Raw genomic sequence first — 13,677 nt, 5'->3', positions numbered from 1 at the left:
CTCCCACAAGGGCGCGGGGCCTGCGTTAGCCAGCCACCAGCACGCGAATGGCTTCCAGGCGCAGGGCGGCCTTCTCCAGCATTGCCAGGCCATCTTCGCGCCGCTTGCGCAGGGCGTCGATTTCGCTGTCACGCACACTTGGGTTGACCGCTTGCAATGCCACCAGGCGCGCCAGCTCTTCGTCGGCCTCGGCTGTGAGGCGGCGCTGGGCTTCGGCCACGCGCTCGTTGTGGGCCGGCAGGATCTTCTCCTCGCCGCCACTGATACGCTTGGCCAGCACATCGCGCTGGGCCTGGACGAACTTGTTGGCGCTGGCGCGCGGTACGCTCTCGAGCTGGTCGTTGAGGGTTTCGAAGGCAACGCGTGACGCCAGGTCGTTGCCATTGGCGTCGAGCAGGCAGCGCAGTGCCGCCGGCGGCAGGTAGCGGCCCAGTTGCAGGCTGCGGGGTGCCACCACCTCGCTGACGAACAGCAGTTCAAGCAGTACGGTGCCTGGTTTGAGCGCTTTGTTCTTGATCAACGCCACGGCGGTGTTGCCCATCGAGCCTGACAGCACCAGATCCATGCCACCCTGCACCATCGGGTGCTCCCAGGTGAGGAACTGCATGTCCTCGCGTGACAGCGCCTGGCCACGGTCATAGGTGATGGTCACGCCTTCATCGTCGCCCAGCGGGAAGCTGGCATCGAGCATCTTCTCGCTCGGCTTGAGGATCAGTGCGTTCTCGGAATGGTCTTCGCTGTCGATGCCGAAGGCGTCGAACAGGGTTTCCATGTAGATCGGCAGGGCGAACTGGTCGTCTTGTTCGAGAATGGCCTCGACCAGCGCCTGACCTTCGCCGGCGCCGCCGGAATTGAGCTCCAGCAGGCGGTCACGGCCAGTGTGCAGTTCGGCTTCCAGGCGCTCGCGCTCGCTGCGGGCGTCGGCCACCAGGGTATCCCAGGCCTTGTGATCGCCGCCTTCTAACAGCGGCAGCAGGCGTGGGCCGAACTGGTGCTGCAGGGCATTGCCGGTGGGGCAGGTGTTGAGGAAGGCGTTGAGCCCTTCGTGGTACCACTGGAACAGGCGCTCTTGCGGGCTGTCTTGCAGGTACGGGATGTGCAACTGGATAGTGTGCTTCTGACCAATCCGGTCAAGGCGGCCGATGCGCTGTTCGAGCAGGTCGGGGTGCGCTGGCAGGTCGAACATCACCAGGTGATGAGCGAACTGGAAGTTGCGGCCTTCGCTGCCGATTTCCGAGCAGATCAGGACCTGGGCGCCAAACTCTTCATCGGCAAAGTAGGCAGCGGCGCGGTCGCGCTCGAGGATGCTCATGCCTTCATGGAACACCGAGGCCGGGATGCCGGAGCGCACGCGCAGGGCGTCTTCCAGGTCCATGGCGGTTTCGGCGTGGGCGCAGATCACCAGCACTTTGGTGCGCTTGAGCATCTTCAGGGTGTCGATCAGCCAGTCGACGCGTGGGTCGAAACGCCACCAGCGCTCGTCATCGGCCACTTCACCCTGGGCCTGGAAGGCAACTTCCGGGTACAGCTCGGCGTGATCGCCGGCTGGCAGGTCGCGGTATTGCTCGGGCGTGGGCAGCGGGTAGGGGTGCAACTGGCGCTCGGGGAAGCCCTGGATCGCCGCACGGGTGTTACGGAACAGCACGCGGCCAGTGCCGTGGCGATCCAGCAGCTCGCGAATCAGCCGCGCGCTGGCCTGGGTATCGCCGTCGCTGACTGCCGCCAGCAGGGCTTCGCCTTCGGCACCCAGGAAGCCCAGGATGGTGGCGTGGGCCTTGGGCGACAGGCGGCCTTCGTCGAGCAGTTCCTGCACTGCCTCGGCTACCGGGCGGTAGTGTTCGCTCTCGGCGCGGAAAGCGGCCAGGTCATGAAAACGGTTGGGGTCGAGCAGGCGCAGGCGGGCGAAGTGGCTGTCCTGGCCAAGCTGCTCGGGGGTGGCGGTGAGCAGCAGTACGCCCGGGATCACTTGGGCCAGTTGCTCGACCAGGCCGTATTCGGCGCTGACCTGGTCTTCGTGCCAGACCAGGTGGTGGGCTTCGTCGACGACCATCAGGTCCCAGCCAGCGGCAAACAGCGCGTCCTGGGCCTTTTCGTCATCGACCAGCCACTCCAGGGCAACCAACGCCAGTTGGGCATCCTCGAACGGGTTGCTGGCGTCGCTTTCGATGAAGCGCTCGGCGTCGAACAGCGCCACTTGCAGATTGAAGCGCCGGCGCATTTCCACCAGCCACTGGTGCTGGAGGTTTTCCGGCACCAGGATCAGTACGCGGCTGGCGCGACCCGACAGCAGCTGGCGGTGGATGACCAGGCCGGCTTCGATGGTTTTGCCCAGGCCCACTTCGTCGGCCAGCAGAACGCGCGGGGCGCTGCGGTCGGCGACTTCGCGGGCAATGTGCAGTTGGTGGGCGATGGGCTGTGCGCGGCAGCCGCCCAACCCCCACAGTGCCGACTGCATCTGCTTGCTGGTGTGCTGCAGGGTGTTGTAGCGCAGGCTGAACCACGACAGTGGGTCTATCTGCCCGGCGAACAGGCGGTCGCTGGCCAGGCGGAACTGAATGAAGTTCGACAACTGGGTTTCGGGCAGGGTGCGAGGCTGGTTCTGCCCGTCCAGGCCGTGGTAGACCATCAGCCCGTCGATGTCCTCGACTTCGCGTACGGTCAGCTTCCAGCCTTCGAAGTGGGTGATCTGGTCACCTGGCGAGAAGCGCACGCGGGTCAGCGGCGCATTGCGCAGGGAATACTGGCGGGTGTCGCCAGTGGCCGGGTAGAGCACGGTCAACAGGCGGCCATCCTGCGCCAGGATGGTACCCAGGCCGAGCTCTGCTTCGCTGTCGCTGATCCAGCGTTGCCCCGGTTGATACTGCTGCGCCATACTGCCTGAACTCCCGCGATGAAAAAGCCGATTATGTTAACGGATCGGCCGGTCAGACCAAAGTGCCGATAGCACCGAAAGGTATCGAAAGGCACAGTCTAGTCGTTTCATCGCCCTGCACAGCGCCGCCGACGAGGGCTCCGGATCAACATGTCTGCCAAGCACCGCTGGATCAGCGCTTCGATGGCCGTGGGCAGCCTGGTGCTGCTGAGCGCCTGCGAGCAGAAAAACTTTGAGACATTGCCCCCCATTCCGATGGAGCAGCTTGAGGTACTGGGCGTACAGACGCCGATAAAGAGCGTGCACTTTCGTGACAGTGACGGCGAAGGGCTGCTGGTCCTGAGCCGCAGCGATGGCCAGGCCAGCGACCTGGAAAGCGAACAGGAAGTGGACAAGGTGGTGCTCAAGGCCACCTTGTACGGGCGCACGGCCGAGAACGACACCTTCAAGGCGCGTTGGCAGGTCGAGCAGGAAACGACCTGCCCGGGGCTGGACCTGGACGTGGACTTCTATAATGACGTCAGTGATGTGAGCGACCTGAACAAGAATGGTGTGGCCGAGATAACGGTGGCCAGCCATGCGTTCTGCGGCGGCGGTATCGACCCGCATGACATCGCCATCGAGATGCGTGAAGGGCAGGCCAGTTACACCATTACCGGCCAGTCGCTGATCACCCCGGCGGGCGAGGAACCGATCGGTGGTGAGCGCGAGGACAGCGCTTCGCTGAAAGCCGCGCCGCAGGTGTTACGCGATCATATGGATGCGGTTTGGCAACAGGTGTACAAGCGGCCCTGGAGCGAGGCCAGTCCGCCAGTCGACGACGAGCCGGGTGACGAAGCCGAGTAAATGTTGTCCATGACATCAAGGTAAAGCTGCGCCTGCCGATACAGGGGGCATAGGAGAACGTCCATGCTGCCGCCGATCATTCCGCTCAGTGCCGCCCCGGTCACCTCGCAACAGGACCCGGTCAAGCCAACCCCCGATATCAAGCCGGTGGTGCCGACGCAGCCTGCGTCCGGCGAAAGTGCCATTGACCTCAAGCGCCAGCGCGACCCGCAGGAGCAGGTATTGTTGCTGCGCGATGAACAGCGCCGCCAGCAGCAACACCGCAATAAGGGCGAGCAGGAACGCTACGATGCCGTCCCGGGTGACGAGGTCAATGCCGACAATACCGTGCCGGTAGCGCCATTGATGGGCGAGCATGTACGCCAAGGACTGCTGGTGGACATCGAAGTCTGATACGGGGCTGGTCAGCGCCTGCGCCTGGCTTCATCATGCATTTCTCTGTTGATCGTCGAGCCCACCCATGAGCCAAGACAACCTCATCGATTTCGATGCCGAACGTGCCAAGCGCGTCCACGACCTCAAGGAAAAGCGGCTGAACGAAATGCGCAATGCTTTCGAGCAGGCCCTGCCTTTGAGTACCAGCAAGAAAAAGAAGCCCAAGGGCAAACCTAAGAAGCGTTGAAACTTGACGCAGGTCAACCCTGCGCCCCGCTCGCGTGCCCGGCCTCGGGCACCATTGACACTGATCAATTTTTCCCGCCGCCACATTGGTTAACGTGTACCCATCGGACAACGGCAAACGAATGGGGAGGCCAGCATGTTCTTCGACAACGTGGTTATCGCCGGTGTGGTAACGGTCGGGCTGATGGTCGCCTTCTTTGCCGGTCTGGGCATTTTCATCTGGAAGGACTCGAACAAGCGCAAGCCGCGCTGACCTTCCGGGTACACGAGCACGCAAGGCATTTAGGGCGACTTCGGTCGCCCATTTTTTTGCCTGCATTTTTTATTGCCTGAGCTGTCCCTCTCAGTGCAGGCCCATCGCATATACATGATTAGCTAGCTAATTAATCGTTTCCGCTTTATTCTGCTTATCATTGTCTATCTTTTCAGCAAGACTTTTCCCCGCAAGGTCCGCCTCGTGCCCATCACCTTTCAGGCCCTGTTCGCGCCCAGCAGCCTCGCCCTCAAGTTTGCCATCAAGACCCTGCTCGGTGGCGGCCTGGCGTTGTGGCTGGCGATGCGCTGGGGGCTGGAGCAACCCTCCTGGGCATTGATGACTGCTTTCATCGTCGCCCAGCCGCTATCGGGCATGGTGGTGCAGAAAGGCTTGGCGCGGTTGGCCGGCACGTTGGTCGGCACAGTCATGTCAGTGCTGTTCATCGGCCTGTTCGCCCAGACCCCCGGGCTGTTCCTGCTTGCCTTGGCGCTGTGGCTGGCCCTGTGTACTGCCGCGTCCACCCAGTTGCGCAGCGCCTGGGCCTATGCTTTCGTGCTGGCCGGCTATACCGCAGCGATCATTGCCTTGCCGGCCATTGACCACCCCCTGCAGGTATTCGACCAGGCCGTGGCGCGCTGTACCGAGATCTGCCTGGGTATTTTCTGTGCAACAGCCAGCAGTGCCTTGCTCTGGCCCATGCGGGTCGAGCAGCAACTGGGTGGGCAGGCGCGGCAGGCCTGGCAGAACGGCCTGCAGGCCGCCAGCGCCATGCTGGGCGGAGAGGACGAGGCGCGCAAAGGCCTGCTGGAAAGCCTGGGACGCATCGTTGCCATCGACAGCCAACGTGAACATGCCTGGTTCGAGGGCAATCGCGGGCGCCAACGTGCCCGTGCCATTCGTGGCCTTAGCCAGAAACTGCTGGTGTTGTTGCGTATTTCCCGTTCGGTGCGCCGCCAGTGGCGGCAACTGGATGAGTGTGAGGTCGAGCACTTGACGCCTTGGTTGCAGGAAGTGCGTACGCTGCTCGACCAACCCGACCAGCCCAGCCTGTTGTTGTTGCGTCAGCGTATCTGGGATGCCGCACACGACGAGCAGATCAGTTCGGCGGAGCACTTCTGCCTGGCGCGCATGGCCCTGCTATTGGACTATGCCATGGCCGCCAGCCAGGCACTTGAGGATGTGGAGGCGGGCAGGGCGCCCAAGGACGTGTCCCAGGGTCTGGCCGTGCACCGAGACTGGTCGCTGGCCTTGCTGTTCGGCTCGCGCAGTGCGCTGGCCTTCCTGGTAATGAGTGGTTTCTGGCTGGCCACGGCCTGGCCTTCGGCACCGGGTGGCCTGGTGCTGACCTGCGTGGTCTGCAGCCTGTTCGCCAGTCGCGAGAACGGCGCACAGATCGGCCTGAGTTTCCTGCGCGGGATATTCCTGGCGATACCGGCGGCGTTTCTGGTCGGGCAGATCATGCTGCCGCAATGGAGCAGTTTCGCCATGCTCTGCCTGGGCATGGGCGTGCCACTGTTTGTTGGTGCACTGGGCATGGCCCATCCGCGTACCGGGGCTACAGCCACTTCCTATTGCCTGCACTTCATTGTGCTGGTGTCGCCGCTCAACGCCATGCAGTTCGGCGTGGCGACCATGTTGAACAGTGCCTTGGCCATGCTGGTGGGGGTGTCGGCAGCGGTCATGGCCTTCCGCTTACTGGTGTTCCGCCACCCGGCCTGGCTGGGCCGGCGCTTGCGTGCTGCAACGCAGAACGACTTGGTGCGCCTGACCCGGCGCGACCTGCGCGGGGCTGACAGCTGGTTTGGCGGGCGCATGGCCGACCGGCTGATGCAACTGGCGCGGCATGCCAGTGAATTACCGGAAGGCGAACGCAAACGCTGGGATGACGGCCTGCACGGGCTGGATATCGGCGACGAACTGGTGCACCTGCGCATGTGCCTGGCGGTCGCCCAGGCCCCTTTGGGGCGGGCCGAGCGCGAGTACCTGCAACACGTGGAAGCAGTGCTGGCCAAAGGGCCGGCTGCCGGGCGTGGGCAGCGGCTGGATGCTGCCAGTGAGCAGTTCATTGCAGCCTTGCGTCGGTTGCCAGCCAGCGACCCGCTCCGGCTGGCCGAGGGGGCGGTGCTGCAATTGCAGAAAAGCTGGGGCAAATGGTGCCGCTGGCAGGAGGACACCCATGGGTTTGCGTGAGTGGGAAGTGGGCGGTGTGCTGCTCAGCCCGTTTCTGCTTTATGTGTTGTTGGCGCTGCTGCTCACCGGCCTGCTGCGCCTGGTGGTGCATGCCACACCGTTGGGGCGCTGGATCTGGCATGAAGCGCTGTTCGACGCAGCGCTGTTCGTCTGTGTGTTGTTCCTGGTGGTACGTCTGCTGGGAACTTTATAAAGGAGTGTTTCGATGCGTGCGGCCGTACGTATTCTGGTGACCCTGTGTGTGGTGGCCCTGGCCGTGTTGGCCGGCTACCAGCTGTGGCAGTACTACATGCTCACCCCATGGACGCGCGATGCCCGTGTGCGCGCCGATGTGGTGGTGATTGCGCCTGACGTGTCTGGCTGGGTTCGCGAACTCAAGGTTCATGACAACCAGCAGGTCAAGGCTGGCGACTTGTTGATGAGCATTGACCGCGAGCGCTTCCAGGCCGCGCTAGATCAGGCCAGCGCGGTGACCGAGACCCGCGCCCAGCAACTGCGCTTGCGCGAGCGTGAAGCAGCCCGGCGTACTGCCTTGGGGCCAGAGGCGATCAGTGCCGAGTTGCGTGAAAACGCCCAGATCAATGCCGCCATCGCGCGTGGCGAGTTGCATGAGGCCGAGGCGCAGTTGCAGGTGGCCAGGATCAACCTGGCGCGCAGTGAGGTGCGGGCACCGCGCAGCGGGCATATCACCAATCTGCGTCTGGCCGAAGGCAATTATGTGAACACCGGGGAATCGGTGATGGCGCTGGTGGATGATTCGACGTTCTACATCCAGGCCTATTTCGAGGAAACCAAGCTGCCGCGCATTCGCGTTGGGGACACCGTGAAGGTGTGGCTGATGGGCACGGGTGAACCGATGCAGGGGCACGTGGAGAGCATCAGCCGCGGCATCACCGACCGCAACAGCAACCCGGACAGCCAGTTGCTGCCGGAGGTAGAGCCGACCTTCAACTGGGTACGACTGGCCCAGCGCATACCTGTGAGGATTCGCCTGGATCAGGTGCCGGAAGGGCTGACCTTGAGTGCGGGTATGACGGCGAGTGTGCAAGTGCATGAGGACCGCGACCCGCAGTGATGGTGCTGCCTCAATAGACAGAGATGTAACGGTCGAAGCGGTACAGCCGGGTCGTGTGGTGAAGGCAGTACAGCTTGAGGTCGTCGACGACGTCGGGCACGAAAAAACTTGGCGAACGGCCCGCCAGTTGCGTTAGGCTGCCGCTGTGAGTTGCCCGACAGAGGCAACCCTTCTTCCGCCAGGCGTGCGTATCTTCCGATTTCATTGCGAGGTTACGTCATGGCCATCACTTCCCAGGATATCTGCAACGCCGCCGATCAGCTAAAGGGCTTTGTCGGTTTTCACGGCAAGCGCGGTGTTCATATCGTGCGTTTCTCCGAGGACGCGTTCGGCATGGACGTGGCCGACGCCAGTATCACCCCCTGCAGCGAGTTTGTCTGGCGGCCCGAGCAAGGGCTGCGCATGGTGTTGTGCCGCGAACGGCTGTCGCTGTTGCTGGATCAGCATGTGGATGACCGCTTGAACATTGGTGAACCGCTGCGCGCCTACCTGCGCCGCTGTGATCTGCCCGAAATCGTGGCGCAGCGCAGCCTGCAGCAGCACACTCAGTCTGTTTAGGAGCAAGGCCGCGTCTACAAGGGCTGTGCAGTGCTTTGGGAGGTTTGGTGCAACAACGCCGCCAATCCGGCGCTGTCCAGGGGCATGCTCAGGTAATAGCCTTGCACTTCATGGCAGCGATCGTTTTCCAGCGCCTTGAGTTGATGTTCGCTTTCCACGCCTTCGGCTGTCACTGTCAGCCCCATCGCCTCACCCAGGTTGATGATGGCCTGGACCACAGCGCGGTCGCTGCCGCCGTTGTTGTTCAGGCCGCTGATGAAGCGTTTGTCGATCTTGATGCTGTCGAACGGGTAAGTACGCAGGTAGCCCAACGACGAATAGCCGGTGCCGAAATCATCCATGTTCAGGCGCACCCCTAGCTCCTTGAGCGACAGCATGGTGCCTAGCGCGCCCTCGATGTCGTTGAGCATCACGTTCTCGGTAATCTCCAGTTCCAACCGCTGGGCGGGGAAGGCCGTGTCGAGCAAAATTTCGCGCACGTCGGCTACCACATCGCTGCGCAAGAATTGCGCAGGCGACAGGTTGACCGAAACCAGCACGTCGGCTGGCCAGTCATGGGCAGTGCGGCAAGCTTCGCGAAGCACCCAGCGGCCCAGCGCAACAATGATGTCGCTCTGCTCGGCCAACGGAATGAAGGTGTCCGGCCCCAGTAACCCTTCCTGTGGATGCCGCCAGCGCACCAAGGCCTCGACCGCGACGATACGCAGGTCGTCGAGGCGGTAGCGTGGCTGGTAATGCAACTCGAACTCCTCATTGCGCAGGGCCCGGCGCAGGTCGTTCTCCAGCTGGCGGCGGTACTGGATCTGCTGGTTCATTTCGGCAACGAAGTAGCGCCATGTGTTCTTTCCATCGGCCTTGGCCTGGTACAGGGCGATGTCGGCGCAGCGGATCAGTTCACCTGCATCGAAGCCCTGGTTGCGCGTCTGGGCAACGCCAATACTGGCACCAATGTGCAGCGGCTGGTTTTCGAAGACGATGGGTTGCTGCAGCAGGCCGATCAGGCGCGCACAGAAGCGGTCGATCTCGCTGCTGTTGTCCATGCCGCTGAGTACCAGGATGAACTCGTCGCCGCCCAGACGCGCGACCAGGTCGCCATCGCGGGTGGTGTCGCGCAGGCGCGTTGCCACTTCTTGCAGCACGGCATCTCCGGCGGCATGACCGAGCGAGTCGTTGATCGGCTTGAAGTTGTCCAGGTCCAGCAGCAACAAGGTCAGCGGCGGCGAGTCACTGCCGCGCAACAAGGCCTGCTCCAAGTGCCGGGCGAGTTTGTTGCGGTTGGCCAGCCCGGTCAGTGGGTCGTGCAGCGAAAGATGCTGGATGCGCGCGTGGGCGTCGACTTCGTCGGTGATATCGCTGGCGGTACCCCGAAAACCGATGGCCTTGCCATCGCGCCAGATAGCGCGGGCGGATATCCGGCAGTAGCGGTTCTGGCCATTCTGGTCGCGGTAAGTGCAGCGCAGGTTGGCCAATTGCTGCGGGTCGGCGGTAGCCAGGGCGTCGAGCCAAGGTGACAACGGCGTGGTGTCGCAGGCCAGCAACTGGTTGAGCGGGTGGCCCAGCCAGCCGTCTACCGGGTAGCCGGTGACGTTGGCGAAGCGTTGCGACAGGTAGGTCAGGCGTTGATGCCGGTCGGTTTCCCAGATCCAGTCGGATGCCGATTCGGCCACCGCGCGGAAACGCTGCTCGCTGGCCTCCAGGGCCTGGTTGCTTTGTTGCAGATGCACGAGCGTGAGGCCGATTGCCCGGGAGCTGCGCAAGGCATGGCGGAACAGGTACAGCATCACCAAGCCAAGTATCAGTAGTGCGCACAACAGTGCTGGCAACACTGCCCGCAGCATCTGACGCCCCGGCAGTGGGCTGTTCCAGGTCAGATGGTAGCCGGTGTCGCCCAGGTCGATGCGCAGGTGGCTGTGATCCTGCATATCCTCCTTTTCCACGTGCATGCCCGTCAGGCCGGCGCCGTTGCCCAACTGCGCCAGTTTGCTTTCGGTGAGCTGGTCAATGAACAGCATCACCGGCGCCTGACTCACCTCGCTGTCGGTAACCTCCCGGTCCGGGCGCACGGCTGCTGCACTGAGTGCGGCCGGCCAGCCATTGAACAGCACGAAACGGGTGACCTGCTCGCGTGAAATCGCCGCCGCGCGGGCCTGTTCGATGATCGGCTGCAGTGGTGTGTCTATATAGCTGTCAGCGCCTGCCTGGCTGGGCTGGCCTTTGAACAAGGCATAGGTGGTGCGGTCGTTTTCCACTACGAACACCCCTTCGTAGCCGCTGGCGCTGTACAGCGACTCGCCTACGTTCTTTTCCTCGTAGGCCCATTGCCAGTCGGCTTGGCCCGACAGGTGCTCGAAGGCTGCATCCCATACGGCATAGCTGGACAGAAACTGGCGCGAGGCGAGCAGCCGTTGTTCCAGCGCCTGGTTCGCATGGAAGGCGCTACGCTGGCGCTCCTGTTGGTCGAGTGTGCTGGCGATATTGAACAGAGCGCCGAGAATGACCAGGCAAGCCAGGCCGAACACTGCGCTGAAACCGGCAATGAGGTGGCGCACCTGAAAGCGCGGTGTGGGGCTAGCGGGTAGAAGCTTGGCGGTCCTGGCCATGCGCGAGCGGCTCCTTCAGGCAACCTCCCTCCAGGCAGACAGGAAGGAGGTTCAATCAGGATAGGCCAGCCTGAGCGCGGCAGCTTCACCGCGGGCAAAATTGACCTGATCGCGGCCAGCGTGCTTGGCGATGTACAGCGCCTTGTCCGCCTGTTCGAGCCAGTGCTCGGGGGACTCGAGGTTGGCCTCGAAGGGTGACAGGCCGATACTCAGGCTGATGCGCAGGTGCGGTAACTGTGTGTTGCGGTAGCTGGAAACCCGCTCGCGCAGACGCTCCATGACTTGGCAGGCCTGGGCTTCGCTGATTTCGGGCAGGATCACGCAGAATTCGTCGCCGCCGTAACGCCCGGCCTGGTCGCCCTCGCGCAAACTGCGCCGCAGCTCAGCGCTGAGCTGGCGCAGTACACAGTCGCCGACCACATGGCCAAAGGTGTCGTTGATGGTCTTGAAGTGATCGATGTCGATCAGGGCAATCACCGCGTGCCCCTGTCGCTGCCTGCACGCCTGGAACTTGAGCTGCAGCAGGTCCTTCCAGGCGCCGTGGTTGAACAGCCCGGTCAGGCTGTCGGTGAGGCTCAGGGCGCTCAGCCGGCGCTTGTGGTCGCCCAGCTTGATCGCAAGCTGGTAGCACACCCAGCCCAAGGCCAGTGGGTACAGCGCCAGCATTGGCAGGCACGCATAGACCTGCAGGGGCGTGGCGATCAATTGCAAGCCAGGGCCAAGCAGCAGGATGGCGGCGAGCATGCCAGCCAGTTGCGCCAGCGCTCCGCGAAAGACCATGCGCTTGCCGCCGGCGGCGACGTTGTTCATCGTCATCATCGACAGCACGGTCACGCTGGGTAGCGGGTTGAAGTGCATGGCGGCAGTCCAGAACCCGCCCATCAGCGAGTCCAGCAGAAGGTTGCGCTGTTCCGCCTGGTAAGGCGTTGTCGAGCGGGCAGCCCACTGGTAGGCCACGTGCGGCCACAGCAAACCATTGAACAGTACTAGCAGCCATGTCCAGGAGGGGGGCGACAGCGGCGCAATCGCCGCCATGACAGTGAACAGGCCGATTCCCAGGCCAATGACCCGCGGCAGGTAGATGCGCTTGACGAATGAAAGCCCTTTGCCGATGCGATTGTCCATAATGCTGATCTTCTTCTGCCGGTGTACCGTTCATCGCATAATTCGGATGAATATTGTTGAACAGTGTTACTTCGGCGAGAAATGACCTTACAAGCCAATTCACGGTTGATTCGATCACTGTGGTGGGCCGTCGATAACCAGGCTCAGATGCGACTGAGCGCGCCGCGGACGGGAGCGGGGCAATCTGGAGTCACCGCATGGCGGGCAGAACGGATGTGTAGCCCTGGCCCATGAGTAAGCAGGGCCAGGGGCATGAGCTCACCGTAGCGGCACGCTGAGTATCATTTTGGCTCATGTCTGCTGCGCGCGGACTGGGGCTGGTCGTCGTTCAGAAGCCGCGAGGGTGGTTTGCCACTGTCACTGCGCACTTGCGCATGGCTGATCAAGGCGAAGATGAAACTGCCACCGATGATGTTGCCCGCCAGCGTCGGCAGTGCAAATTCCAGCCAGAAACGGCTCCAGGTTTCGTCGCCAGCCCACACCAGGTAGGACACTTCGACTGACCCCACCACTATATGAGTGAAATCGCCAAGGGCCATCAGGTAGGTGATCATCAGAATGATCCAGATCTTGGCGTGCTCCATTGAAGGGATCATCCAGACCATGGTGGCAATCATCCAGCCTGAGACTATGCCCTTGGCGAACATTTGGCTGATGTCGTTCTTCATTACCTTGCGACCGACCTCCAGGAATGCCACATCGGTCTTGCTGTCGAAGATCGGCAGTTCCAGCATCACCCAGGCTACCAGCAGGGTGCCTGCCAGGTTGCCAAACAACACCACGCCCCAGAGGCGTAGCAGTCGTCCGAAGTTGGCCAGCGTAGGGGCGGTCATGACGGGCAGCACGGCGGTGAGCGTATTTTCGGTGAACAGTTGCTGGCGTGCCAGGATCACGGCAAGAAAGCCCGCACTGTAGCCGATGCTGGCGACCACCTGGGCACCATCGCCTTCCGGCAGGCGGGCGTAGAATAGCCCCATGGCCATCAACGACAGCCCCATGGACAGGCCGGCGGCAAGTGCGGACCACCACAACGCGGCAAGTGTACGTTCCAGTTCCTGGTCGCCCTGGTAGCGAATGATTTCGTGCAGCACAGCCGCCCGCGGCGGTTGGCTGTGGCTGACCTCCTGCTCTTCATCTGCAGAGAGGCCGGGGGTTTTCTCGCTTTGCCCATCGCTCATGGCCGCTACGCTCCGTGGTGTGTTTCTTTACAGATCCACGGCGCTTTCATTAGTTGCCGGTTAGCGGCAAAACGTTGATGGAAAAGTTTTTCAGAACAAGGTGTTGACTCTGATTTCAAAGCGCGTATTATTCGCCTCCTCGCAGCGATGAACGCTTCGGGGCAAGCGGTAAGTTGTTGAAGTTGTTAGCTTTCGAAAGAAAGCAGTGGTAAAAAACTTCAAAATAAACGCTTGACAGGTTCTGAGGAAAGCGTAGAATGCGCGCCTCGGTTGGGGCGAAAAGCTCTTAACCAAACGCTCTTTAACAAATTGAATCAAGCAATTCGTGTGGGTGCTTGTGAGTACGGACTGATAGT

The 13,677-nt window shown here is 62.3% G+C and carries 12 protein-coding genes; 8 read left to right on the top strand and 4 right to left on the bottom strand.

Going from position 1 to position 13,677, the window contains the following annotated elements:
* Window positions 1-25 precede the first annotated feature (25 nt).
* Entirely contained in the window at window positions 26-2,872 is a 2,847-nt protein-coding gene (gene rapA, locus ACTJJN_RS23270; RefSeq protein ID WP_014755546.1) for an RNA polymerase-associated protein RapA, read from the bottom strand.
* 150 nt (window positions 2,873-3,022) lie between these two features.
* Here rapA and ACTJJN_RS23265 point away from each other — a divergent pair, with 150 nt between their 5' ends.
* The 8 genes from ACTJJN_RS23265 to ACTJJN_RS23230 all read left to right on the top strand — a co-directional run bounded on the left by ACTJJN_RS23265 (window position 3,023) and on the right by ACTJJN_RS23230 (window position 8,418).
* Complete coding sequence (locus ACTJJN_RS23265) at window positions 3,023-3,718, top strand: M949_RS01915 family surface polysaccharide biosynthesis protein (RefSeq protein ID WP_004576201.1); 696 nt, start codon at window positions 3,023-3,025, stop codon at window positions 3,716-3,718.
* Between the two features lie 63 nt (window positions 3,719-3,781).
* On the top strand, window positions 3,782-4,111 hold the full coding sequence (locus ACTJJN_RS23260) for a hypothetical protein (RefSeq protein ID WP_014755547.1): 330 nt from the start codon (window positions 3,782-3,784) through the stop codon (window positions 4,109-4,111).
* A 67-nt stretch (window positions 4,112-4,178) separates the two neighbouring features.
* A complete protein-coding gene (locus ACTJJN_RS23255) occupies window positions 4,179-4,340 on the top strand; it encodes a hypothetical protein (protein WP_003254864.1) in 162 nt (53 codons plus the stop codon).
* Between the two features lie 135 nt (window positions 4,341-4,475).
* The gene (gene ccoM / locus ACTJJN_RS23250) at window positions 4,476-4,592 is read left to right on the top strand and encodes a cytochrome c oxidase subunit CcoM (protein WP_003254862.1); all 117 of its coding nucleotides are present in this window, start codon (window positions 4,476-4,478) and stop codon (window positions 4,590-4,592) included.
* Between the two features lie 204 nt (window positions 4,593-4,796).
* Entirely contained in the window at window positions 4,797-6,785 is a 1,989-nt protein-coding gene (locus ACTJJN_RS23245; RefSeq protein ID WP_221101148.1) for an FUSC family protein, read from the top strand.
* Window positions 6,772-6,978, top strand: a complete 207-nt coding sequence (locus ACTJJN_RS23240) for a DUF1656 domain-containing protein (RefSeq protein WP_012051433.1) — start codon at window positions 6,772-6,774, stop codon at window positions 6,976-6,978. The genes ACTJJN_RS23245 and ACTJJN_RS23240 overlap by 14 nt, the downstream gene beginning before the upstream one ends.
* Before the next feature lie 12 nt (window positions 6,979-6,990).
* A complete protein-coding gene (locus tag ACTJJN_RS23235; RefSeq protein WP_161773486.1) occupies window positions 6,991-7,860 on the top strand; it encodes an efflux RND transporter periplasmic adaptor subunit in 870 nt (289 codons plus the stop codon).
* A gap of 219 nt (window positions 7,861-8,079) precedes the next feature.
* Window positions 8,080-8,418 carry a DUF2025 family protein gene (locus ACTJJN_RS23230; RefSeq protein WP_012051435.1) on the top strand — a complete coding sequence of 113 codons (339 nt, stop codon included), beginning with the start codon at window positions 8,080-8,082 and terminating at the stop codon, window positions 8,416-8,418.
* Window positions 8,419-8,432: 14 nt separating this feature from the next.
* Here ACTJJN_RS23230 and ACTJJN_RS23225 read toward each other — a convergent pair whose 3' ends face one another.
* The 3 genes from ACTJJN_RS23225 to ACTJJN_RS23215 form a co-directional block, all read right to left on the bottom strand.
* Window positions 8,433-11,018: a bifunctional diguanylate cyclase/phosphodiesterase gene (locus ACTJJN_RS23225; RefSeq protein WP_221101149.1), complete on the bottom strand. Its 2,586-nt coding sequence runs from the start codon at window positions 11,016-11,018 to the stop codon at window positions 8,433-8,435.
* A 51-nt stretch (window positions 11,019-11,069) separates the two neighbouring features.
* The gene (locus tag ACTJJN_RS23220) at window positions 11,070-12,143 is read right to left on the bottom strand and encodes a diguanylate cyclase (RefSeq protein ID WP_088512936.1); all 1,074 of its coding nucleotides are present in this window, start codon (window positions 12,141-12,143) and stop codon (window positions 11,070-11,072) included.
* Between the two features lie 281 nt (window positions 12,144-12,424).
* Window positions 12,425-13,321, bottom strand: a complete 897-nt coding sequence (locus ACTJJN_RS23215) for a formate/nitrite transporter family protein (RefSeq protein ID WP_012051438.1) — start codon at window positions 13,319-13,321, stop codon at window positions 12,425-12,427.
* Between the last annotated feature and the right edge of the window lie 356 nt (window positions 13,322-13,677).

Origin of the sequence: Pseudomonas sp. 22515, from assembly GCF_052044625.1 — a bacterium.
Lineage (GTDB): Bacteria > Pseudomonadota > Gammaproteobacteria > Pseudomonadales > Pseudomonadaceae > Aquipseudomonas > Aquipseudomonas alloputida.
The sequence above is the reverse complement of the archived record's forward strand: the minus strand, read 5'-3'. Positions and strand labels throughout refer to the sequence as shown.